Source organism: Halobacteriovorax marinus SJ, assembly GCF_000210915.2.
Lineage (GTDB): Bacteria > Bdellovibrionota > Bacteriovoracia > Bacteriovoracales > Bacteriovoracaceae > Halobacteriovorax > Halobacteriovorax marinus.
Genome location: NC_016620.1, coordinates 2,972,762 through 2,995,752, shown reverse-complemented (window position 1 = coordinate 2,995,752; position 22,991 = coordinate 2,972,762). Strand labels below are relative to the sequence as shown.

Sequence of the window (22,991 nt, the reverse complement as noted above, 5' to 3'; positions counted from 1 at the left end):
TATCATCATGAGCGACAAGAAAATAAGTTTAACTGGAATAAAGCCAACTGGCGTACCACACCTAGGAAATTATCTAGGAGCAATAAAGCCTGCACTTGAGATGGCGCAATCATCTGAGTATGAAGGATATTACTTTATTGCAGATTATCACTCTCTTACAACAATCCATAAGCCGGAAGTTTTACGAGAGTATATTTACGAAGTTGCAGCAACTTGGTTGGCCCTAGGACTTGATCCTTCTAAAGTGACACTGTATCAACAAAGTCATATCCCTGAAATTTTAGAATTAAATTGGATAACTTCTTGCTTCACAGCTAAAGGTCTAATGAATAGAGCTCACGCTTATAAGGCCCTTGTTCAAAATAATGAAGAGGCCGGAAAGGATATTGACCACGGTGTTAATATGGGGATTTATACTTACCCCATTCTAATGGCATGTGATATTTTATTTTTAAAGTCAAATATTGTTCCTGTTGGCGCTGACCAGCTTCAGCATATTGAAATTGCAAGAGATATTGCAAGTGCCTTTAACTATGTCTACGGTGATGTCTTTACACTTCCTGAAGCTAAGGCGCAGGAAGGTGCTCTTGTTCCTGGTTTAGATGGTAGAAAAATGAGTAAGAGTTATGGGAATCATATTCCACTCTTTTTACCAGAAAAGAAGCTTAGGAAAACAATTAATAAGATTACTACGGATACATCTGCACCTGAAGATCCAAAAAATCCAGATGACTCACTAGTCTTTGACCTCTATAAATTCTTTGCAACTGAAGAACAAGTCACTGAGCTTGATGCTTGGTATAGACGAGGAATTGGTTGGGGAGAGGCCAAGCTTGAGCTATTCAACGTTATCAATGATCATTTAAAAGGCCCTCGAGAGAAGTATAATGAATTGATGGCCGATAAATCTCAAATTGATAAAGTACTTGTTGAAGGTGCTGAAAGAGTTCGTCCAAAAGCAGCGGCCTTTTTGAAAGAGGTTAAAAAAGCAGTGGGTGTACTTAGTTAAATACTAAGGCCAAACTCTTCAAATTCATTGAACCAAGACTGAAATGCAAGAATTGAAAATAATTGCTTATCTTCAACGAAACTTCTCGATCTCTTTTTATTAATTAGCTCTAGGACTTCTTCGCAATTCCAAAAGGGGGAGTCTTTAAGCATTGTAGATGTAAGCTCTTCTTCACAGTATGTTTGGAATTCAATGTATTCCCGTTCATTTGATAGAGATACTAAGAAGGGGGCTTTCTTCTTATTCCAAATTGCTTTAGGGGCCCCTAATCTTTTCATTAGTCTTTTTAATGGGATTTTTTGCTCCCTTAGGCCAATACGATCTTCTATCTTTAAAGAATAGATATACTCAACTAAGCGATGATCCATAAATGGTACTCTGGCTTCTAGAGAGTGAGACATGTTAATTTTATCACTTCTTAATAAGGTATATTTAACATTCCAATTCTCAAGATCGTGGAGAGTGAGCTTGTTAAGAAAATTGCTCTCTTTGTACTCATTGCTAGTGGAGATCTTTCTATTTGATAATTTATTGTAGAAGCTACTCTTTAAGAAGATTGATAGATCTTCGTTTGAAAATAATTCAGTGAAACTTTGTATATACTCTTTAGAATTCTCAAATCGAGTGAGTTTGGAAGAAATACTTTGAATCGTTCGTCTATCAAATTCTCTCGGGTAGGGGTGAATATAGTTTATAAACTTTAGTGGTAAGAAATTAATAATATGTCCAATGGCTTTAGTTAAAAACTTAAATTTAGAGAGTATGTAGAGTACATAGTGATGAGCATAGCCATTGAGTATCTCATCAGCCCCCTCTCCTGAGAGTATGACTTTAACATCTTTAGATGCCATATGTGCGAGGTCGTTACTCGCTAAAATAATATTGTCTCCAATAGGCTCTTCTAAGTTTTTTAAGATAGTAGAGAGGTTTTTATAATTGGATTTCTTCTTTACTTCTGTATGTCTTATATTAAGTTGAGTAGAGATTTGCTTGGCTTCTTTGACTTCACTTTTAGAATCCTCTGTGTCAAAGGTATATGTGGAGTGGATTCTTTGAGTCTCTGAATTTGCAAAGAGTAGAGAAGAGGAATCTATTCCCGAGCTTAAATAACTCCCAATCTTAGAGTGGGATCTCATCCTAAGATGAATTGAAGATTTATATATTTCTTCTAGTTTCTCGAGATTGAGAGACTGAGGGCCCTTAACTGCCTCTTGTAGTGACCAATATTTTTTATGAGTAAATTCAGTGCCTGAAGCGATCATATAGCTACCTGGACTTAGGCACTTCACCTCTTTAAATGCAGTTGCATCTCCTTGTATGTAGCGAAAGCGAAAGTAGTCCGACAGTGATTCATAATTTAGAGAACACTTCTTTATGACTTTAAGTATAGGCCTTATTTCCGATGAGAAAACAAAGCTCTTCCCATCGTGAGCATAGTAAAGAGGTTTTATTCCAAGTCTATCGCGAGCAATGAAGATCTTCTTGTCCACACTGTCCCAAATAGCGATGGCAAACATTCCATTTACTTTATCTAGAAATGAAGTGCCCCAAAAAAGATATGATTCAAGTAAGACTTCTGTATCTGAAGTGGTACTTAGAACAATACCCTCTTCTTTCAGTTCTTGTGCAAGCTCTAGGTAATTATATATTTCCCCGTTGAACGAGAGATTATATCTTCTACATTTAGAGTAGAAGGGCTGATCAGAGTTGGAGTCTGAGTTTACAATGGCTAATCTTCTGTGAGCAACTAAGTACTTATCATCGAAGTAGCTCCCCTTACCATCGGGACCTCTATGCTTAAGAAGAGAATCAAAGCTCTCAATAGTTTCTTTAATATCTTGTTCGTTAGAGTAATTGTAGATGCCAGCTAAACCACACATTATAACTCAAACTCTCTCTCTAGATAGAAGTCATTATTCTTATTCTTATAGTGAAATTTAGGCGAGCTTGAAAGCTTTTGCTCTGTGAAGTATTGTGACTGAGGGACATAGCGCAATGTGAAGTCATCTTCAATCATGATATTTCCAGAAGCTTTTCCCTTAAGAGAATCAACTACTTTTATATTATCTTTTTGAATGGTAATTTCTCTACGATAATGAATATTCTTTTCAGGGTTTCTACCTACAATGAGTAGACTTCTAATGATAGATTTTAATTTATAACTTAGAAAAGTACTACTGCCCAAAAACATTACTACAATTTTAAATATACTTGATGTAAGAGGGTTAAAGAGCTTGTTATCTACCTTCTCCAGTCTATTCTCTGTTGAAAAACTCTTTTCATGATAAGTCGCCTTCCAATCATTACTGCTATAACTACTCGTAAGGAGTTTTCCGTTTAAGTTGCCAATTAGTCCGGAGTCTTTTCTATTTAGCTCAGAATTATTTAAGTTGAAGTAATAGAACGCGCCACCTTTTTTTAGATTACTCAAAAAATAACTACTAACTCCCTTGTTTATAATAATTCCACTTTCTTTAAATTCTTTAGTCCAATGTCCTTCTTTTTCAAAAGGGAGTAGGTATGACGTCTCTTGTTTTTTAGAAGCGTGCAACTCGTAAGCTTCAAGATAATCATTAGTTCTATACATAATATAGTGATCATCTTGGGTACTTGGAGGGATTAATTTAATTTTCTTATTCTTTAGAAGTGAATCTATTCTTGAAGCAATATCTAATTTCTCTTTCCAAAACTCAATGGCAAATGGGTAGAGATGTTCAGTATTTCTAGATCCAAGAGATCCTCCGAATGTACCATCTGGATAGAAGAAATATTGTAAGAAATTAAAGCTCTTATAAATATAATCTTCAAGACCTTCTAAGTGAATAGAATCTAAAGTTCTTGATAGGAAGCTAATTGAAGCAAAGTTGTAGCCAAAGTCTATCCCATCGTATTCTAGACTCCATCCCTCATCAAAACTGTAATCTTGAAAGAACTTCCACCACTTTATTATTGAATCTTTTAGCTGCGGTGACTGCAAAATTTCATAGGAGCTAGTGAGAGACATAATCGTTACAGCAATATGATTTGCTAAGATATTCTTCTCATCTCTTCTATCAAGATGGAGACAAGATCTCTTAATTGAATCTATTACGATAGACTTCTCTTTCTCACTAAGGTGATCTTTGATTATTTGATAGGTTTTACAAACACTTTGAAGAACATAGCCGGTAGGGCCAGCCCATCCTCTTTCGTTATAATACCATTCATCATAAGACCCGTCGTTGTGTTGAATGCTAACAGTATATAAGAGAGAGCATTTTGTTAGGTTTAGTATATTTTCATTCTTGTAATAAGGGTTTGAACTATCATCTATATTCCAAACTCTGGCCAACGTTTCCATACCCATTTGAGCTGCTGCATTGGAAAAATCAGATGTTTTAAAGTGCCAGTAGGATTTATCAAAGGAGCCTCGAGTTGAACTGAAGGGTCTTCTATCAAGTAGGGAAAGAAGACGAGGCATTAAAGATAAGACTTCGTTGAGATAGTATTTATTCATATCTTCTGTTTTGGATAAGTACACTTTGTAGGTATTCAAATAGATATACCTGGAAAATAAGTAAGATTGAAATCAATATAGAAACAACAGCTGTAGTACTTAAACTAATGATTAAATAACCTATCGATAAGAGTAATAGTGTGCAGAAAATTGGTAGTAATAACTTCATATGAAGTCCAAGTCTTAAAATGATGACAGGCAGAGTGTACGCCACATACTTTGGAATGGAGGCAAGTACTCTTGATTCACCATTTCGAGGTAACCATCTACCTTCAATCTCAGCAATTTTAAATCCTTTCTTTGCTGCATCAAAAATTGTTTCTTGTACATATGTATGTGTACCAAGCATTTCAAGTCTAGAGGCAACATCCTTTTTCATAATTCTAATTCCTCCGTGGGAGTCGGTGAGAGGAGACTTACTCCCATACCTTAAGAATTTAACTAGAATGAGAACTCCAATTCTATTTATTAATGGATAGTTATAAGAAACGAGATCTTTGCGCTTAAAGCGTGAGGATAGAACGAGGTCCGCCTTTTGCTCATTTATGGCCTGAGTCATATCAGAAATTTCTGCAAGATTTGTCTGTCCATCTGTATCTAGAGAAATGATAAAGTCGCAGTCAGTATTTGAGGCTGCTTTTAGCCCACGGTACATGGCTTCGCCTAAACCTTTGCCTCCTCCAAAGAGAACTTTCGCTCCTAACGATAGAGCAATTTCTTTCGTATTGTCTCTTGAATCATCAGAGACAAGAATCTCTGAGATCTGAAAATTAAGTTCACTTGAAAGTGAGTTAATCTCCTTTATGATATTTCCTATTGTTTTTTCTTCATCTTTTGTAGGGAGGACAAAAGTAATTTTTGGACTCATCTCTTTGTCTCTCCAATAACCCTCGGTTTGTAATTAGGTAAAGGGCACTTAATCTTAGTTGAGGAAATTAAGATATCTCTAGAGCTTTTAAATAATTTCTCCCAATCTTCTAGTGAGAGATCATTAGTGGAAATAATAATGACTTTTGAAAATTCAATTAAACTTTCTATACTCAAATGCTTTTTAGCCTGAATCATTGTTGAATGATCTACCGGATGGAAGTAGTGAGTGTTAGTAAGAGCATTTAATATACTGAGGACGGGGCTATTTCTTATATCGCCAGAGTTGGATTTAAAACCAATCCCTATAAATCCAGCAGATTCATATTTCTTCAATGATTCGATACATCTTTGTAAATGTTCATCATTGCTCTCTTCTATAGATGAAATTAATGGTGTCTGTATACTTTGTAGCTTTGAAATTTTACTTAAAGCTTTTACCTCTTTGGTTAGGCATTGACCTCCGTAGGGTAACCCTGGACTCAAATAGGCCTTAGAGATATTGAGCTTTGTATCACTCGTGAAAAGATCTAAGACTTCTTTGAAATCTACATCCATTGCATCAGCTAGTGATGATAGCTCATTAATAAATGTAACTTTCAGTGCATGAAATGTATTATTAGCGTACTTTAAAAACTCTGCTGATTTGGTATCTATTGATTTGAAATTTACCCCTTCTTTGAATAGACCTTTGAAAGTACTATCGCACCCTCTATTCACGGAGTAGATGATTGTTTTCTCATCTTTCTGATCTTTCCATGCACTTCCTTGCCTAAGAAATTCAGGAAAGTAGATAATATTATCAAAGCTATTTTTACTATGAGTTAATTCAGTGATTGTATTGGGTGGAACAGTTGAGCGTATCACGAGTGTAGCGTTTTTAATTCCTTTTTCTTCAATGCCTTCTATAGAACTTATTAGGTGGTCTAAGTTAACTGTATTGTTTGAGTTAGAAGGTGTTCCTACACATATGAAATGAATATTGTAATTAGCAATCTCACTCTCGTCGATGAGCCTTAAACTTTGATTTAGGTATTTTTCAAGAAGCCCTTCAATATCTCTTTCATAAAAAGGAATCTTTGCTCTACTGATCGATTCCTTTGTTTCAGAGTTTATATCGTATAAGGCGACCTTATGCCCATCTTCACAAAGTTTAAGGGCCTGAACCAATCCAACAATTCCTAGGCCGTGAATACAAATTTCATTCATTGTGACCTCTTAGGAAGTTAGATACGTTACCGTCAAAACTTGAATAACTTTTCTTATCTAAAAATAATTGGCACCATATCTCTAAGCTTAATAGGGTGAATATCCTATAACCATGGGTTTTAAGTTCAAGAAGCTCATCTTCTTTAACTTTTTGCTCTTTAAACTCTTTAAAAAGGGATTTGAGATAGGTCTTGTTGTACCATCCTCGTCTTATGAGAGCGTGCTCTAATTCTGTTAGGATATCTTCCCTCGGCCTTAAAATAAGATGCCAGGGAATATCAAAGCTTCGATTATATATCTCATCTTTAGATAAATATCTTGATAAGGCCTTCTTATGAAATTTTCTATTTATTTTCTTATTATTTGTGAGACGTTGAAATGTATTTCCACCATTAATCCAGAGACTAGGAAGAGCTGTAATAAAATCAATTATAGGTTTTTGAACAGTCGGCATAAAGAAATCAATCTTTAAGAACTTCATTAGTTTTGTTTGAGAGAATCCCATATATGTATAGAAGGCATTGAATAATTTTCCTTCTATCAGAGCTTCATTAAAATTATCTCTTCTAAATGGCACCTCTAGTATACTTCTTGAAATCTCTCCTCCACCGTAAGACTCTGGTGAAAAAAGATCTCGAAGTACAGGGTCATTAAAATGCCTATAGGTGCAGAGTTTTCTCATGAATTGATCGTAATAATCTCTTTGCGCAAAAATACTTAATACGTGCTCGAGTTCCCAGAACCTCTCCCAGTCTGTTATTTTTGCTAGGGCTTTACTACATAGGTGTAGTAGCTTTCTGCAAGGAAGGGGAAGGAACTTTATATAGCGATGAATTTCTCCAACGGGGTAATATTCCCCCCACATCGTATCTCCACCATCGCCACCAACAATAATATCAATCCCGTCTTCCTTAGCTTTCATTGAAAGTATAAAGAGCGGAAGAGCAACACCTACAACAGGTTCTTCGACAGCGTGAATTAATTCAACAATATCATCTAGGTGTTTAGGTAAGAAGGGAACAGGACAAAAATCGATTCCAAATTTCTCTGCAATATTTCTTGCATGCTCTTCTTCATTAAAGGCCCAGTTGGGAAAGGTAACAGTGTAAGCACTTACTTTACTTAGATTCAATTTACTAAGCTGAATGGCCGCAAAACTTGTATCGTGCCCACCGCTTAAAAGACATCCAATATTCTTTCCAACATTCTTAGTGAGATAACTCTTTAGCACATTCTGATAAGTATTTTCATACTCATTTAATCTATCATCTAAGTTTGTAATTTCTCTCTTTGTAAAGTTGATCTCTTCGTCCCAATGATTGATCACTTCTAACTTACCTTTCTCGAAGATGAGTGAAAATGTAGGGAGTAGCTTTGATATATTTTGAATTTGAGTTTTATCAGAATAAGTAAAACCATTTGAGAGAAAACTTCTTATACTAGGCATGAAAGGATTATCTGATTTTAGAGCGGAGTTAATCTTCTCAAGCGAGTCACTAAAGTAAAGCGTGCTATCTTCAAATGAATAGTAGAGATTAGATGTCTGATGTCTATTATTAGCAAGAATTAACTTCTGGGTACTCTTGTCCCAGAGCATGATAAAGAATGGCCCATCTATATACTTGTAGAAGAAATTGCCATACCTCTGATATAATTCTAAAAGGTTTGAAAAATTGTCTTCGCTTCTAACTTCAGTGAGAAAGTTTGTAATAGTTCCGCAAAGCAGTAGTGAGAATTGCTCATTTTCGTAAAGCTTCTTATTGGCCACAAAGAAGTAGTCTTTGCCCAATAGAGAGCTTTCTGAATGATCTTCAGTTTTGACATTTTTACCAATGATACCTAGCATTTTAAAAGTATATAGATTGGATGATTCAGAGTCAACGAACTCTAGTTATAGATATTTTTTAGTGAAAACTTAATGTGATGGAAAGAATTAATACAAAATCAGCTAATTACATATTTTTAGCACTCTTATTTATTCTCTCTTACTATATGTTTGGTGAGAGAGTACCTCTAATCTTAATGGAAGATGAGCTCTATCACATCGTAGACTCAATAGTGACAAATAAGATCTCCTCCATAAATCCATTTCACGAAAGTTATGATTTTCTTGGCCATCCTCCTTTTTATAGAATTATGGCGGTAGGGTGGTTTTCAATTTTTGATCTCTCTCATTCAAATGCACATCTCTTCTCTATTTCTCTTTCAATTTCTACTCTTGCAATTTTCTTATATTATCTATCGCAATTTATTCCAAAAATTATTGCATCATTAGCAATTCTCTTGACCTTTTTCTTACCAGGGATTTCTAATTACTTAGTAGAATGTCAGGCTGATATGCCGGCAGTCTTTCTCTTTTTCCTGACTCTCTATTTTCTCTACAAGGTCAAGAATAGGGCCGCTTCTCTCACAATGTTGATCCTTGTTTTAACTCGAGAGTCAGCCATTGCTCTAAGTATTTCTTTGGTCATAATTTCTTTCTTTAAAGGAAGAGAGAACCTTATCAAAAACGCTTTAATCACTTTGCCGTCGTTCTTAGGCTTAATTGTCTTCTTTTCTTTGAATTACTTCTTTAGAGGAAAGCTTTCAAGCCATCCATTTGCCTTGGGGGAGTTGAGTCATCTAGAGGAGAATATTTCTTTCTTTTCTATAGGGACAGCTAAAATAGAGTCATTATTTAAAGTGATTAATATTTTTGAAAATGCACTAGGATTTTATTTTATAATTATATTCTTTATCTCTTCTTGTATTCTAGTAAAGGTCTTTAAGAGGTTGGATACTCGTTTAAGAGATTCTCTTCTCATACAAGGGCTGTATTCGTTATTCTTTCTCCTATTCTTTATCTTTTTTGAAGACTCTATAGAGAGAGACTTTTTACCAGTTTATTTTTCAATGTGTTTTACCATTTTCACTCTAGTTGGCTACTTTAAAAATAAGTACTGCTTTTTATTGTTACTAATCCTTTTTTCTCTTGGGGTTTACAATAGTGAGAATGGGTGGAGAAACAATTATTTAAAGTCAAAGCAGGAAGTGATTATTTCTTCAGTTGAGCATATTGAGAAAAATTATCAAGCAAGAAAAATATGTTTCATGTGGCCAATTGATGCTGGAACTCAGAAAGTTCATGGTTACTTTAAAAAGAAATTAGATCTAGAATGCAGTAATAAGACAGAAGTTGTAGTTTTAAATAACCTTCAAAATAATGGAATTCAAGAAAAGCTCCGTGAGAGAGTTAAAGAGTTAGATTTGAAGCTTTCAAATAGATTTGTTCTAAATGAAAGCCAAGATTATTGGTATGAAGTTTATGTAAAATAGTTCTATTCACATTTCTCAGTGTAGGGATTAAAAGTTTTATCTATGGCCCTACACATTTTTTCCATAAATTCTCTCTTCTCATAATCATTTAATTCTCTTTCACTTGTAGAGTTACATGGAATATTTCTCATTATGAATGTTGCATAATTTACAATTAGTCCCGTCGTCGCGAGAACAGCTGCACTGATTTTAGTTAAACCAGGCTCAGGCGCCCAGGTACAAAGAGCAGTGACTGTACCGATTGTTAGTGTGCCGGCCTGGAGAGCAACAACGAGTGAGTCTCTTGTTTGGCAGCTCATTCTCTTATTTATCTTATCTATCGAGAGTGACTTATTGTTCTCTAAGCCTACAAAGCAGAAATCTTCATTTGCGCTGGCAAAGTTAGAAGTTAGTAATATTAGAAAAAATAGAAATATACTTTTCATTTCAAATCACTCCTTTTGAAATTAATAAAAATAATCATCATTAATATGAAATTTAAGGTTATAAAAATGCTGTATTCAGAACTCTTTTCTGAACTTAATAAGAATAGAAATGGCAGCAGTGCTGAAGTTAGGATGACTATATCTAGTCGATCAAGTTTTCCCATTTTTAATACTCCTTTTACTCACTTTAAAGCAATAAGAGTGCCAAGTTATTTAATGAATTTTCTAGGAGTTAAGTGTTCTAGTTTTAGAACTACTTATGATATGGGTGCCCAGATTGAATTGTAATAGCTCTGTAGATTTGCTCTACAAAAAGGAGTCTAGCTAACTTATGAGGATAGGTTAGTGGAGATAGCGAAAGCTTCTCTTTGGCCCTTTCAATAATTTTAACTCCATGCCCACTGGCTCCTCCGATGATGAAGACAATCTTCTCACTTCGGTTTTCAATGAGGTTAAATAGCCATTTGGACATTTTGGGGCTATCAAAAAGCTGACCATTTTCGGCCAGAAGAATTGGGTAGCATGGGCCAAGATCATTAAGTTTTTTTTCAACTTCTCCGGCCTCAAGGTCTAAGTTTTCTTTGTGTGATTTTACTTCGTGAATTATGAATTTAGGTGACTTAATTCTTTTTAGGTAGTCGTTTTCAAGTGATTCGATATTCTTATCTTTTAACTTTCCAACGACTATTAAGTGAACTTCTTTCACTAGAAGTAACTCTTCCCTGTAGCGTCTTCTGATTTTTCTTCATCATCTGAAGAGAAGTAGTATGAATTTGGAATCTCTACTTCTTTAGCATTTTCCCAAAGATTATCAAGGTCATAAACGCTTCTTGAAACATCTAGGAATACATGAACGATGATATCTCCAAAGTCTAAGAGAATCCAATCGTCTCCCTTTCTAGAGCCTTCTCTCGAGATAACTTCATAACCATGAACTTTAAGTTGCTTTGTTATTTCATCGGCCATTGATTGGGCCATTGTAGGGTTTGTTGCTGATCCGAGAACAAAGAAGTCTGTTAGTGAGCTACTTTCTTTCACATCTAAGACTTTAAGATTGATACCTTTGAAGTTACCTAAAATCCAAGCCGTGGCCATGGCGATATTTAAAGGATATTCAAACTCTGTATTCTTAACAATTTTTTCAACTTCTTTAGTGATAAATTCTGCGCTCATACTCTTCTCTTATTCCTCGTAATCTTCAAAAGTTTTTAGCATTAAAGACTTTAAAAGACCAATATTTCTTCCTGAGACTGCTGAGAGTGGAAGAACCTTTCTATCGATTTGCTCTTCAAAGAAGTCGATAAACTTTTGAATCTCTTCTTCGGTCATTGCATCAATTTTTGTTAGGCAGACAAGCTCTTTTTTAGTGAGTAAGTCTTCATTATATTTTCTTAATTCTTCTCTAATCGTTACGTATTGCTCAAAGGCCTCAAATTCATCAAGGCACCAAGAAACATCGACTAAGTGAACAAAGGCCTTAGTTCTTTCAATATGTTTTAAGAACTTTATACCAAGTCCTTTTCCCTCTGAAGCGTCTTCAATGAGTCCTGGAATATCTGCTACTACAAATGATTGCTCTGGACCCATTGTCACAACACCTAGATTTGGCTCTAGTGTTGTAAAAGGGTAGTCGGCTATCTTTGGCTTGGCCGCTGAAATTGTTGAAATTAAAGTAGACTTACCAGCGTTTGGAAGTCCAATTAATGCTATATCTGCAATTAGTTTAAGTTCTAGCTCTATTTCAAGAGTTCTACCTTCCTTACCGAAAGTAGCGTGCTTAGGGGCCTGGTTGATTGAGGACTTGAAGTGTATATTTCCCATTCCACCACGACCACCTTCTGCCATGAGTATTTTTTCACCATGCTCTGTTAAGTCGCCGATGATTTCACCCGTTTCTGCTGAGCGAATAATAGTACCGACTGGGACATTGAGAGTGAGATCTTCTCCGTATCTGCCATGGCACTGGGAGTTCATCCCATCTTGTCCATGCTCAGCTTTGAATATTCTCTTGCTTCGAAAGTTAACGAGAGTATTTATTCCTCTATCGGCCTGAATAAAGACGCTTCCACCATCTCCGCCGTCGCCACCGTCTGGTCCTCCCAATGGGTAGAACTTTTCTCTTCGAAAACTGGCACAACCATTACCACCGTTTCCGCTTATAATTGTGATTACAACTTCATCTATAAACCGCATTAACTATCTCACTAACTTTAATATTTAGCCCCATATAAAAAAAGGGAACCCGTTTGGATTCCCTTTTATTATGATGTTTTGAAAATATCAATTAACCTTGTACAACTGATACGATTTTCTTAGTTTTGTTATAGTATGAAAACTTAACAGAACCTTCTGTTACCGCGAAAAGAGTACAGTCTTTACCTTGCTTAACACCTGGACCTGCGTGGAACTTGTTTCCAGCTTGTCTGATGATAATATTTCCTGGGATGACTTTCTCACCACCAAATTTCTTAACCCCGTACATATTTGGGTTTGAATCACGTCCGTTACTTGTTGAACCACCGGCTTTCTTGTGTGCCATGACTTATTCTCCTAATTAAAACTTATTTTAAAAATTTCTTTGCAGCTTTTGAATCAGCATCGATCTTTGTAACGTTACCGTTACCATCGTTAATCTCTGTGATTAAAAGAGCAGTATAGTTTTGACGGTGACCCATCTTCTTCTGGTACATACCAGGCTTTCTTTTGAAAGCAATAATCTTTCTAGATCTGTCGTGCTTGATAACTTTTGCAGTAACCTTTGCACCACTAACTGTAGGAAGACCAACTAATGGCTTTTCCCCACCAATGAATAAAACTTTTTCTAACTCAACAGTTGAACCTGCTTCGTTGCTTAGTTTTTCAACATCAAGAACATCTCCAGCTTGAACTTTATACTGGTGTCCTGAAATCTCAACAACTCCGTACATTTAATACTCCTAGTATTTGACAAACTCAGGGGTCCTCGCAGTTTTTTGGAGAATCTTGTTACCCTAAACTTGGTCACTATTATTCAGAATCTAGAAGATGTATAAAATTTGGGGCCTAATGTCAAGATTTTATAGCAATTCTAGAGGGAAAAACCTCTTTAAGAAAGGCGGAATTTATTAATTAAATAGCGAAGATTGACGATAAGTTTAGTGGGGATACTTTCACAAAAACAGGTACTTACCTGCGAGAAAGTTTATAGCAAGAGCGAGGGATATATGGAAACGCCTAACTACACGTATTTTCAGTATTTTAAGGGTATGAATTTACCAGTTTATATCCGTCTTCAAACGTCACATTTTAATTCTGAAGTTGTAGAACTTTTGAAGTCTTTAAAATTTGATGAGCTCTCTAGCACTGAGTCAGAAACTGCTATGGAAAACTTCTCACAAGAGAAGTTTGGCAAGTTACTAACCATTAAAGAAGCAAGTCCTGGTGTTATGCGCCAAATAGGACTTTATAGTGAGTCTGATAAATTTGGTAGCGAGAGTATCCATCCTAAAGAAACCTATAATATTTATCGCTACAGAGGCGTTGGCCTTATGATCTATGGCCATTCTTTTAAAGAGTGGGAAATGGGTTGCACGGATGACTTCGCAACTTCAAGATTTGAGTTGGCCTCTAAGATTATTTTAATGAGATTTCTTTCATGGTCACTTGCTCCTCTTGGCATTATTGGTTTTTGGGGTGTTCCAGTGGAAGAGGGGATCGTTGTGCAAAAGCCGATCGAGGCCAGTGGTGAAGTCGTTTTCATCGATGTCTTTAAGCGTTGGCTCTATACTCAAGATGGTCAGAAGAAAATGAAGAGCTCTTTCAAAGTTCTTAAACTCGATAGTAGTTTAAAGGATAGATCAATCAAGATGGGGCCAGAGCAATTTCTTTCTTTCTTATCTGCTCACTGCTCATACTTTAGCTACGGCTCAATGACAGTGCCTACGAGACAGATGATTCAATCACTTTGTAGAACTTATGAAGGATTGATTTATCCAACAGAAAGTTTTCAACCGAGAACAAATTTGAATCTTTAAATTTTGTTGTCATGCTTGATTAAAATTTAAAAAATTGTAATGCAAAGTCAATGAGAGTAGCATGAATGCATATAAATTTATGCAGGAGTATTCATGAACCCTCTCAATATCGATCCAATTATTTTTTCCATAGGACCTGTAAGTGTACGTTGGTATGGAATGATGTATGTCATCGGTTTTGTAATCGCAAATATCTTATTAAAGAAACTTGTAGAAAAAGGTTTTTATAAAATCGAAAAAGATAAAATCGACTCAATGATTACCACTATGCTTATTTGCATGTTCTTGGGTGCGCGATTTGCTTATGTCTTCATTTATAACTGGGATTATTACTCAGGTCACATCGGAGAATTATTCTATGTTTGGCAGGGGGGATTAAGTTTCCATGGTGCTTTGGCCGGCCTACTATTTGGAGGTTGGTATTTTGGTAGAAAAAATGGAGTTTCTTGGGCACAGGTTATGGACGCTACGGCCCTTGCTGGAACACCGGGACTCTTCTTTGGGAGAATGGGGAATTTTATAAATGGTGAACTCTATGGAAGAGTTACTGATTCTCCTTTTGGAATGGTTTTTAAAACAGGTGGCCCTTACCCGAGACATCCCTCTCAGCTTTATGAAGGTTTCGCTGAGGGAATACTTCTTACATTGATCCTTTGGCTAATTATGACAAAAGTAAAAAGACACGGCGTGATTGCATGTTCTTTTGTAATTGGTTATGGATTCTTTAGATACTTTATCGAGTTTTTCAGAGAGGCCGATCAACAATTAGGTTACTACTTCGGTGGAACGACTACGATGGGACAAATTCTATGTCTGATTATGATAATTGGAGGCTTTGCAGCTCTCTACCTAAACTCTAAACGTGAAGATCCTATTTAGTTTTCTTACCTAGAAAATTATTACTAAATTTTTGAACAAGGGGGACATAGTCTCCCTTTTTATTTGTCTTTTGTATAAAGCTTACATAATTAGGAAAACAAGTTACGGTGCAAGAGCCACTGTAGATGATTTTAATATTTTCGATATCATTCCAAACATAGAGCGCATCGTTCTCTTGTCGATGATACTTACTCTGCTTTCCATATTTATTGATAAGAGATTGATGAAATGTATCATGAAGAAAGTAAGTAGGTAGCTTTGCAAAGAAGTCTAAGATGATTCCTTTTTTTATTTGAACATAGACAGGGAATTTGTACCTGACATGACTGATCGAGTATCTCAAAATTTTTGTGTCACCGTTATCTTCAACAGTATCAGCTTTTCCAAGTGTGTTTGGAATAGTTGAAGCTTCCTTTCCCGGAGTAAAAGGCTCAAGCTTTTGGAGAGTAAAGTCATAATTAGGAGCTTCCACTTTAGAAAATGCCCTGTTTACAAGAAGGCCACTTGCAACGAGAATAGTTAGTACAAATAATCTACCTATAATTTGAATAAGTTGCATAACTGCCTTAGTGAAAGATCATAGGATTTCCGAGACTAAGAATTAAAGTCGACATGATTAAGACTATGCTTAGAGAAATCATTATGAAAGTTATAGGATGATTTAACATTTTTATATTTTAACAAACTTTTAAAAGACATAAGCAGAAAGGGGAAATAAATGCAGGAAGCATCTAAGAAAGAAGCGAAACTCATTGGTATAGCAATGATCGCAGGTTTAATTGCAGGGCTCGCGCTCTACTTCAGTGGTCACGGTGAGTTGGCCGCCTATATTAAACCAATAGGAACAGTTTTTATAAGACTACTTAAAATGGTTATTGTTCCTCTAGTACTCTCTTCCATTTTTATGGCCATGTATCACTTGGGAACTCCTGAGAGTTTGGGCTCAATGGGAAGAAAGGCCGTTGGTTATTATTTTCTAACTACAGCAATGGCCGTTTTCTTCGGTTTAATCATGGTGAATTTAATTAATCCAGGTGTAGGTGTTGAAGGTATTCAAGACACAGCAGGACTTCATGGACTTTCCGAAGCCATGCACCAGAAGGTAACGCAATCGAAAGGACTCTATCAGACGATTTTAGATGTAATCATAAATGCGATTCCAACAAACCCATTTGAAGCGATGGCAACTTCGACTGTTTTACAGGTTATTGTATTCGCAATTATGTTTGGAATTGTTGCTCTCTACATGCCTAAGAAAGCTCAACCAATTGTTAGTTTCATGGAAAGTCTTGAGGCAATGACACTAAGACTTATATTATTGGATTGCTTCTTCATGCTTGCGTTCTTATGTTTATTGCATCTTGGAGAATGAAGAAGTCTCCATTATTTATTTTGAAAAATTTAAGTTCACCATTACTGACAGCATTTTCAACATCATCATCAGCGGCAACTCTTCCAATCACTATGACATGTGTAGAAGAGAATCTTGGAGTGAGAAAGGATACAGCAAAATTTGTTCTTCCACTTGGTGCCACTATAAATATGGACGGTACGGCACTCTATGAATCAGTGGCCGCAATCTTTATTGCTCAGGTTTATGGAATTGAGCTAGGAATTGGACAGCAGATTGTTATCTTTATGACAGCGTCTTTAGCAGCAATTGGTGCAGCCGCAATTCCAGGAGCTGGTCTAATTACGATGAGTATTGTTCTAGGAGCAGTAGGGCTTCCAATTGAAGGGATCGGACTAATCTTAGCTGTAGATAGAATTCTCGATATGTTCAGAACTACAGTAAATGTCTTTGGAGACTGTGTGGGTACTATAGTTGTCGATTCAATGATGGATAATAAGGAGTTCTCCAATAGCGAGGATAACCCATTAATAGAAGGTACTGCCAACTAAGCAAAATGTATTGAAATACGTTCGGGTCTTCTGGATTGACTCAGAGACCCGTTCATTAGACAATATATGAACTCGAGACTTGGGCCTTTTTGCCCATTTATCAACTAAGGAAATAAGAGAATTATGAAGATAAGTAAATCCCTTTACACGTCACTTTTTTGCGCCTCTCTCTTTGTATCTTGTTCAAATATAAAGCCTAAAAATGAAGTTGTTCAAGATGAGAAACCAGTTGTAAAAAAGAAACTTTCTAAACATAAGACTTGGGCCAATGACGCAAGAAAGTCTGTAGGAAGTGTTGATACTGAAACTCTTATAGCCGGTAGTGCAGAAATTAATCCTTCTAACTACGATGGTAAAACATACTTTCTCTATGGTGCAGAACATTTGAAGTTAGATAATTACTACTTCGATATTCCTGTTGTTTATAATGAGGCAACAAAGAAGTGGATTAAGTATTTTCTAACTCGTGGTAGAGGTTTCTTTGAAAGATATTCTGCTAGAGGTGGAAGATATGCTCCTCTTTTAGGAAAGATCTTAGAAGATAAAGGACTACCAAGAGATCTTATCTTCTTGGCCATGGCCGAGTCTGGATTTCAGAATAAAGCTAAGTCATGGGCCAGAGCTGTTGGACCTTGGCAGTTCATGCCGTATACAGGAAAAAGGTATGGACTTAAAATTGACTGGTATGTTGATGAGAGAAGAGACCCTTTTAATGCCACTGTTGCCGCAGCAAAATATTTAAAGAAACTTTACGGAGACTTTGGATCATGGGAGCTAGCAGCTGCTGCCTATAACGCAGGTGAAGGAAAAGTTGGTAGAGCGATAAGAAGATATAAGACTGAGAATTTTTGGAATTTAAGAAAGGGTAGATACCTAAAACCTGAAACAAAGAATTATGTTCCAAATATTATGGCCCTAGCTATCATTGGAAAGAACTTAAAAGTTTTTGGTTTTAATGAAATTGATTTCCACGATCCAATTGATTTTGAAGAAATTAAAATTCCAGGTGGAACTGACCTAGTCGAATTCTCAAAGGATATGGGACTCGACTTTGAAGACATTCAATATTTAAACCCTGAGATTCTACGCTGGTTTACACCACCAAATGCTGAAGAGTATACACTAAGAATCCCTGCGGGCTTAAGAGATACGTACGTGGCATGTTGTTCTTCTAAAGAATACAAAGCGGTTGCTTTCCAAGAATATCAAATTAGAGGAAAGAGAACGAATCTAAATGATGTCGCTAGAAAATTTAAAATTAAAAAAGCACCTTATGTTCTAAGCTCATTAAATGGCCTAAGCGCAACGAAGAGATTGAAGAAGGGCTCTACGATCTTACTTCCTTTTAGAGAGGGACAGTCTAGAAAGAATGCAATGTACGCTGACTTATATGAAAAACCGCGTAAAGTTGTTGTTAGAAGAAAGAATTATAGAAAGAGACTCAGAATTGCTAAAGCAAGAGGAAAGAGAATTGTTAACCCATCGAAGTGGTATGTGGTAAGACGTGGAGATTCTCTTTGGTCTGTTGCTAGAAAAACTAAAACTAACTTAGATACACTTATCGTTTCAAACTTATCAATTCTTAATCGAAGACAAATTAGAGCTGGTGACCGTTTGGCCATAAGATAATTTTAAAACTAAATTGAATTTTATTTTAGAAACCTGCATTAGCAGGTTTCTTTCGTTAAGGGATGACAATAGAGAATTCGTCGGGGTAATATTCGATCAATATTGATATATTGATAAAAATAGCCCCCGAGGAAAGATGGCATACTCAGATTTAAAAAAATTAAAGAAAGAAGAAATAAAAGATATTACAAAAGTAGAAGTAGATAACTTAGTTGTAGGTGGAGACCTATTTGCTCAGTCTGCTTTTGAGTTTTTAAGTGGAAAATATCCTGAGCAAGTTACAAAGATTCTTACTAAAGACATTCTCTCTAAAGAAACAAGTCAGTTTCTTGGTCCAAATATCTTAAGAGGTGAAGCCAATATTGCCTTTCTTAAGTCAGCTTTTGAATACGCTGAAATAGAAGAAACGACAGAGACTCCAAAGTTCTATAAGGATATGAAGTTCAAACCTTTTGGTGGAAGAAGTAAGTCAGAGAAGCTTCAATGGGGTGAGGAGTTCTATACAGGTCCAGGTGCAAACTACAATTTAGAGAAGCTCTTTCCTTTTATAAAGAGTGATGAATTCTACAATAAGCTAACAGAGTCTAGACTCGAACTTCTTTATTCCAAAGTTTTTAAAGACGGAGATAATTGGGTTATTGAATGCACTAATGGTACTCAAATATATACTAAGAAGCTTGTTTGGGCCGATTCTCCTTGGAAGTTTTATGAGGAGTTTAAAGGTAAGGAAAAGCTTTCTAATGAGTTCATTGAGTTTGTAGAAAGCACGAAAACACCTTGTGCCCTCCACGTAAAATTGGAATTAGAGAAGGAAGTTACTGATCAGAGAGAGACTTTACTAGTTCCGCTAAGCTATACGCACGAATGGGGTCATTTTATTTGTGAATTTTCAGAATATGATGAAGAAAAAAAGGTTCAAACTGGAGAGTTTTTAACTTTTATAGACACGAATGATACGAATGAAGAAGATATTTCCAAAAAAATTAGATTATTAAAAAGAAATTTAGAAAAAATTTATCCTAATTTTAAAGAAATAAATGCGAGAGAATTTATTGTATTAACAGAGAATACGCATAGTCTGAGTTTTGACGATACCTTCTCTTTAGAATCGCAAGATTTCTTAGGGAATGTATTTTTCGTTAGTAGTAGTGCACCTTTTTATTACGAAGAGAATAAGGATGATAGTAGCGCAGATTCCTGTGTGGGGCTTTCTCACCTCGCGAGAGGGTTGAAGGTTTTGTCACAAATGAAGAATTCTTTGTCTTAATTTTTTTGAAAACAAATGATTTTAGGGTGTTGACAAATATTTTAAAGCCAATGAAAATTAAGATTAACTGAGAAAAGTATTTTATTGCAGTTTATTGCATATTAATAAAAAAGATTACACACGGAATGTAATCTCAAACTTCAAGGAGAAGATTGGATGAAAAAGCAAGTCCTAATCGCAACTGGTTTAGCAGTACTTTCAACAAGTGCTTTCGCTTCGAAAGCAAGACTAGAAGCTCTTGGTCAAAATGACGACAGAGGTTCTTTCTACGTAGAAGATTCTAGAAACATCTTCAGAAACGCTGCAAAAGTAAACACACACAAGAACTACATCACTACTGAGTGGGGAACAGCTTCTAACTCTACTGATGACTCTGCTGCGGCTCCACATGCAGAAGGTGGATTCTTCAGAGAAATGGGATCATTCAACTACGGTGTTTACATGGGATCTCAAATTGATGCTCAAAACTCTAGTAGAACTAACTACCAAGCACATGACAATGGTCTTGACCTATTCTTTGGTGGAGATATGGGTGTTCAGTGGGGAGCAAGAGTTCACTATGCTTCAGGAAACACTGAAAATACAGGTACATTCAAGAAAGAACACTCTAACTTTGGTCTAGGTCTTGGTATGATGATGGGTGACATTGAAGGTTACGCAAACATCATTCTTTCTGACGAGTCAAAAGGTGGAGCAGCAGCTGCTGACAAGTTCGAAGCTAACGGTCTTAACCTTGGTGCTTCTTATAACTTAAACGGAACTACTATCTTTGCTGATTATGACAAAGACGGATTTGACAACACAGTTTCTGGAGTAAAGTCTGAAGAGTCTTTCACAGCTATTACTGTTGGTGTAGGTAGAATTCACGAAGTATCTTCAACAGCAAGATTAAACATGGATCTTAAGTTTGTTTCAACTAAAGAAGAGACAAAGCCAGCAACTGCAACTGAAAGTGAAACAACTTCAACTACTTTACCACTTACTTTAGGTTTCGAAGCTGATGCAACTTCTTGGTTAACTCTTAGAGGATCTGTAACTCAAAATGTTATCATTAACAATGAAGAGAAAAAAGGTGCAACTACGACAACTAACAACTACAAGAGAACAGGTGCTAACTCTACAGACGTTAGTGCTGGTGCAACTCTTAACTTTGGTAAGTTAAAAGTTGACGGTTCTATCGGTACAACAAGCCACGCAAGAAATGCTGCTACTCAAACTGAGAACGGTACACTTGCACTTGACAACGTACTTACTAGAGTTGGTGTTACTTACTGGTTCTAATTTAAATTATAAATTAATTTAAATATCGAGGCCCCGCTTAACCGCGGGGCTTTTTGCGTGCGCCTATATCGTAGGATGCGATATAGCGCTCGGCAACCCAGCGAAGGCAGGAGCCTGAGTCGGGTGTGCAAGGGAGGGCGTTTGAAATGCGAAGCTATTTAACGCCGAACAACCCAGAGTCGGGTGAGCAGGATGCGACCGAAGAGAAGTACACTCTCTTAATCTTAATTTTTTCAACGCAATTTTAAAAAGCATTTCTAAATTTCTAAATGAATTTAGGGAAGAATATTTCAACTTAATTAAACTATAAAATTTGACAGAAAAACTTTTAGGCAAGACAATATAATCATTACAAAAAAATAAGAATTTATATCAACTTTTTCAGGAGAAATTAGGATGAAAAAGATTTTAGGATTTGCTGCTGTTGCTGCCATGGGATTGGCTTCTACTTCAGCTCTAGCTTCTAAGGCTAGAATTTTAGCTCTTGGTGAAGAGGTAGAAGATAACTACTTCATCGAAGACTCAAGATCAATTTTTACAAACGCTGCTTACGTAAATGATTACTCTGATACTCTAATGTTAGAGTGGGGTGGAAATGGTGCATTCACTATTTTAGATCAAAATGACAATGCGAAAGCAATGGGTGGTTTCTTAAAGAAATCAGGTAACTTCACTTATGGTATTTACCTTGGTAACGAATCAAATGTTTCTTCATTCTTAAGAATTGTAGCTTCTCCTGATTCTCCAAGTGCAGCTAACCTTCAGTCAACTTACTTAGCAACTGCTGATAACCAAACTGACTTCTTTGTTGGATCAACTATGTCTAACGGAATTAAGTGGGGATGGAACTTTCTTTGGACAAGTGACAAGAATGAAGCAAACACTGCTGCAAATAGTAAAGATAGTGCAATGGCGACTAGATTTGGACTTCTTGGTTCAAACTGGGAAGGTTTTGTAAACCTTTCACTTAAGTCAGAATCTGAAAAGAAGAACTTAACTACGCCTACTAAATTTGATGGAAAGCTAGGTTTCTTACTTGGTGGTTCATACAAGCTAGATTCAGGTGTTAAACTACACGCTGCTTACAAAACATTTAAGTGGGAGCAAACTGGTGGTAACCAAACTGCTGGTGTTAAAACTGATGGTTCATTCACTAGATACTTCATCGGTGCAGGTAAAGTTCATAAGTTAAGTGAAACTGATTCTGTTTTCTTTAGAGCAGTATATGATGCTTTAAATGTAGAGCTTAAGTATGCTTCAGGAAAAGCTGAACTTGATAGAAAAGCATTACCACTTGTTGCTGGTTATGAAGTAAACGCAACTTCTTGGTTAACTCTTAGAGGATCTGTTTCTTACCACCTACTTGGAAATGCAGAGTCTAAGAACCTTGCAACAGTTGTTGGTTCTGAGCAGTCAACTAACCCAGCTGCTGCAAACTTTGGTCTTAAGGGTCTAGCTCTTAGTTCTTATGACGGTTCAACAACTGATGGTAAGAAATCAATTGCTAACTCTACTTCAGTAAATGCTGGTGCATCACTTCTATTTGGTAACCTTACTGTAGATGGATTCATTGGGACAACTGCTGCTTCAAGAGCTGCAACAACTCAATCTAAGCAAGGTGTACTTGCTCTTGATAACTTAATGACAAGAGTTGGTATGACTTATAAGTTCTAATAAATTTTAAAAATTTATTTCGATA

General features: G+C 36.1%; 19 protein-coding genes and 2 pseudogenes. 9 read left to right on the top strand and 12 right to left on the bottom strand.

The annotated features are described in order from the left end of the window. The first annotated feature begins 7 nt into the window (after nucleotides 1-7). Complete coding sequence (locus BMS_RS14260) at nucleotides 8-1,009, top strand: tryptophan--tRNA ligase (RefSeq protein WP_014245527.1); 1,002 nt, start codon at nucleotides 8-10, stop codon at nucleotides 1,007-1,009. On the opposite strand, the gene asnB is transcribed toward BMS_RS14260, so the two are convergent. The 5 genes from asnB to BMS_RS14235 are packed head-to-tail and all read right to left on the bottom strand — an operon-like array spanning nucleotide 1,006 to nucleotide 8,427. Beyond that, complete coding sequence (gene asnB, locus BMS_RS14255) at nucleotides 1,006-2,889, bottom strand: asparagine synthase (glutamine-hydrolyzing) (RefSeq protein WP_014245526.1); 1,884 nt, start codon at nucleotides 2,887-2,889, stop codon at nucleotides 1,006-1,008. The genes BMS_RS14260 and asnB overlap by 4 nt on opposite strands. Next, nucleotides 2,889-4,505 carry a hypothetical protein gene (locus BMS_RS14250; RefSeq protein WP_014245525.1) on the bottom strand — a complete coding sequence of 539 codons (1,617 nt, stop codon included), beginning with the start codon at nucleotides 4,503-4,505 and terminating at the stop codon, nucleotides 2,889-2,891. The genes asnB and BMS_RS14250 overlap by 1 nt, the downstream gene beginning before the upstream one ends. After that, complete coding sequence (locus tag BMS_RS14245) at nucleotides 4,498-5,373, bottom strand: glycosyltransferase family 2 protein (protein ID WP_014245524.1); 876 nt, start codon at nucleotides 5,371-5,373, stop codon at nucleotides 4,498-4,500. The genes BMS_RS14250 and BMS_RS14245 overlap by 8 nt, the downstream gene beginning before the upstream one ends. Beyond that, nucleotides 5,370-6,581 (bottom strand): nucleotide sugar dehydrogenase, encoded by a 1,212-nt coding sequence (locus BMS_RS14240; protein ID WP_014245523.1) that lies wholly within the window; start codon nucleotides 6,579-6,581, stop codon nucleotides 5,370-5,372. The genes BMS_RS14245 and BMS_RS14240 overlap by 4 nt, the downstream gene beginning before the upstream one ends. Beyond that, nucleotides 6,574-8,427: an asparagine synthase-related protein gene (locus BMS_RS14235; protein WP_014245522.1), complete on the bottom strand. Its 1,854-nt coding sequence runs from the start codon at nucleotides 8,425-8,427 to the stop codon at nucleotides 6,574-6,576. The genes BMS_RS14240 and BMS_RS14235 overlap by 8 nt, the downstream gene beginning before the upstream one ends. Nucleotides 8,428-8,501: 74 nt before the next feature. On the opposite strand from BMS_RS14235, the gene BMS_RS14230 reads away from it, so the two are divergent. Further along, nucleotides 8,502-9,896, top strand: coding sequence for a glycosyltransferase family 39 protein (locus BMS_RS14230; RefSeq protein ID WP_014245521.1), 1,395 nt, complete (start codon nucleotides 8,502-8,504; stop codon nucleotides 9,894-9,896). Between the two features lie 2 nt (nucleotides 9,897-9,898). On the opposite strand, the gene BMS_RS14225 is transcribed toward BMS_RS14230, so the two are convergent. The 6 genes and pseudogenes from BMS_RS14225 to rplU form a co-directional block, all read right to left on the bottom strand. Then, nucleotides 9,899-10,321 (bottom strand): hypothetical protein, encoded by a 423-nt coding sequence (locus BMS_RS14225; protein WP_014245520.1) that lies wholly within the window; start codon nucleotides 10,319-10,321, stop codon nucleotides 9,899-9,901. Between the two features lie 253 nt (nucleotides 10,322-10,574). Further along, nucleotides 10,575-11,027 carry a 23S rRNA (pseudouridine(1915)-N(3))-methyltransferase RlmH gene (locus BMS_RS14220; protein ID WP_014245519.1) on the bottom strand — a complete coding sequence of 151 codons (453 nt, stop codon included), beginning with the start codon at nucleotides 11,025-11,027 and terminating at the stop codon, nucleotides 10,575-10,577. Next, nucleotides 11,027-11,494 carry a ribosome silencing factor gene (gene rsfS, locus BMS_RS14215; RefSeq protein ID WP_052590718.1) on the bottom strand — a complete coding sequence of 156 codons (468 nt, stop codon included), beginning with the start codon at nucleotides 11,492-11,494 and terminating at the stop codon, nucleotides 11,027-11,029. The genes BMS_RS14220 and rsfS overlap by 1 nt, the downstream gene beginning before the upstream one ends. A gap of 9 nt (nucleotides 11,495-11,503) precedes the next feature. Beyond that, nucleotides 11,504-12,514, bottom strand: a complete 1,011-nt coding sequence (gene obgE, locus BMS_RS14210; protein WP_014245517.1) for a GTPase ObgE — start codon at nucleotides 12,512-12,514, stop codon at nucleotides 11,504-11,506. Nucleotides 12,515-12,605: 91 nt separating this feature from the next. Then, nucleotides 12,606-12,860 carry a 50S ribosomal protein L27 gene (rpmA, locus tag BMS_RS14205; protein ID WP_014245516.1) on the bottom strand — a complete coding sequence of 85 codons (255 nt, stop codon included), beginning with the start codon at nucleotides 12,858-12,860 and terminating at the stop codon, nucleotides 12,606-12,608. A gap of 88 nt (nucleotides 12,861-12,948) precedes the next feature. Continuing rightward, nucleotides 12,949-13,248 (bottom strand): annotated as a pseudogene (rplU, locus tag BMS_RS14200) (50S ribosomal protein L21); the annotation flags it as partial. A gap of 318 nt (nucleotides 13,249-13,566) precedes the next feature. Between rplU and BMS_RS14195 the strand changes: the two are divergent. Next, entirely contained in the window at nucleotides 13,567-14,334 is a 768-nt protein-coding gene (locus tag BMS_RS14195) for a hypothetical protein (RefSeq protein WP_157868296.1), read from the top strand. Between the two features lie 93 nt (nucleotides 14,335-14,427). Continuing rightward, nucleotides 14,428-15,213, top strand: a complete 786-nt coding sequence (lgt, locus tag BMS_RS14190; RefSeq protein ID WP_014245513.1) for a prolipoprotein diacylglyceryl transferase — start codon at nucleotides 14,428-14,430, stop codon at nucleotides 15,211-15,213. Here the strand turns inward: lgt and BMS_RS14185 are convergent. Next, nucleotides 15,206-15,772 (bottom strand): hypothetical protein, encoded by a 567-nt coding sequence (locus BMS_RS14185; RefSeq protein WP_014245512.1) that lies wholly within the window; start codon nucleotides 15,770-15,772, stop codon nucleotides 15,206-15,208. The two genes, lgt and BMS_RS14185, sit on opposite strands and share 8 nt — an antisense overlap. Before the next feature lie 159 nt (nucleotides 15,773-15,931). Here BMS_RS14185 and BMS_RS17860 point away from each other — a divergent pair. The 5 genes and pseudogenes from BMS_RS17860 to BMS_RS14160 all read left to right on the top strand — a co-directional run bounded on the left by BMS_RS17860 (nucleotide 15,932) and on the right by BMS_RS14160 (nucleotide 22,966). Then, nucleotides 15,932-17,115, top strand: a pseudogene (locus BMS_RS17860) (dicarboxylate/amino acid:cation symporter). A gap of 123 nt (nucleotides 17,116-17,238) precedes the next feature. Further along, on the top strand, nucleotides 17,239-18,744 hold the full coding sequence (locus tag BMS_RS17170; protein WP_014245511.1) for a lytic transglycosylase domain-containing protein: 1,506 nt from the start codon (nucleotides 17,239-17,241) through the stop codon (nucleotides 18,742-18,744). 136 nt (nucleotides 18,745-18,880) lie between these two features. Beyond that, the gene (locus BMS_RS14170) at nucleotides 18,881-20,011 is read left to right on the top strand and encodes a hypothetical protein (RefSeq protein WP_014245510.1); all 1,131 of its coding nucleotides are present in this window, start codon (nucleotides 18,881-18,883) and stop codon (nucleotides 20,009-20,011) included. Nucleotides 20,012-20,167: 156 nt separating this feature from the next. Further along, nucleotides 20,168-21,292, top strand: a complete 1,125-nt coding sequence (locus BMS_RS14165; RefSeq protein WP_014245509.1) for a hypothetical protein — start codon at nucleotides 20,168-20,170, stop codon at nucleotides 21,290-21,292. A gap of 396 nt (nucleotides 21,293-21,688) precedes the next feature. Next, nucleotides 21,689-22,966, top strand: a complete 1,278-nt coding sequence (locus BMS_RS14160) for a hypothetical protein (RefSeq protein ID WP_014245508.1) — start codon at nucleotides 21,689-21,691, stop codon at nucleotides 22,964-22,966. The last annotated feature ends 25 nt before the right edge of the window (nucleotides 22,967-22,991 follow it).

Coding starts and splice junctions, on each gene's coding strand:
- BMS_RS14260 (WP_014245527.1), top strand. CDS start 8: ATGAGCGACAAGAAAATAAGTTTAACTGGAATAAAGCCAACTGGCGTA.
- asnB (WP_014245526.1), bottom strand. CDS start 2,889: ATGTGTGGTTTAGCTGGCATCTACAATTACTCTAACGAACAAGATATT.
- BMS_RS14250 (WP_014245525.1), bottom strand. CDS start 4,505: ATGAATAAATACTATCTCAACGAAGTCTTATCTTTAATGCCTCGTCTT.
- BMS_RS14245 (WP_014245524.1), bottom strand. CDS start 5,373: ATGAGTCCAAAAATTACTTTTGTCCTCCCTACAAAAGATGAAGAAAAA.
- BMS_RS14240 (WP_014245523.1), bottom strand. CDS start 6,581: ATGAATGAAATTTGTATTCACGGCCTAGGAATTGTTGGATTGGTTCAG.
- BMS_RS14235 (WP_014245522.1), bottom strand. CDS start 8,427: ATGCTAGGTATCATTGGTAAAAATGTCAAAACTGAAGATCATTCAGAA.
- BMS_RS14225 (WP_014245520.1), bottom strand. CDS start 10,321: ATGAAAAGTATATTTCTATTTTTTCTAATATTACTAACTTCTAACTTT.
- rsfS (WP_052590718.1), bottom strand. CDS start 11,494: ATGAGCGCAGAATTTATCACTAAAGAAGTTGAAAAAATTGTTAAGAAT.
- obgE (WP_014245517.1), bottom strand. CDS start 12,514: ATGCGGTTTATAGATGAAGTTGTAATCACAATTATAAGCGGAAACGGT.
- rpmA (WP_014245516.1), bottom strand. CDS start 12,860: ATGGCACACAAGAAAGCCGGTGGTTCAACAAGTAACGGACGTGATTCA.
- BMS_RS14195 (WP_157868296.1), top strand. CDS start 13,567: ATGAATTTACCAGTTTATATCCGTCTTCAAACGTCACATTTTAATTCT.
- lgt (WP_014245513.1), top strand. CDS start 14,428: ATGAACCCTCTCAATATCGATCCAATTATTTTTTCCATAGGACCTGTA.
- BMS_RS14185 (WP_014245512.1), bottom strand. CDS start 15,772: ATGCAACTTATTCAAATTATAGGTAGATTATTTGTACTAACTATTCTC.
- BMS_RS17170 (WP_014245511.1), top strand. CDS start 17,239: ATGAAGATAAGTAAATCCCTTTACACGTCACTTTTTTGCGCCTCTCTC.
- BMS_RS14170 (WP_014245510.1), top strand. CDS start 18,881: ATGGCATACTCAGATTTAAAAAAATTAAAGAAAGAAGAAATAAAAGAT.
- BMS_RS14165 (WP_014245509.1), top strand. CDS start 20,168: ATGAAAAAGCAAGTCCTAATCGCAACTGGTTTAGCAGTACTTTCAACA.
- BMS_RS14160 (WP_014245508.1), top strand. CDS start 21,689: ATGAAAAAGATTTTAGGATTTGCTGCTGTTGCTGCCATGGGATTGGCT.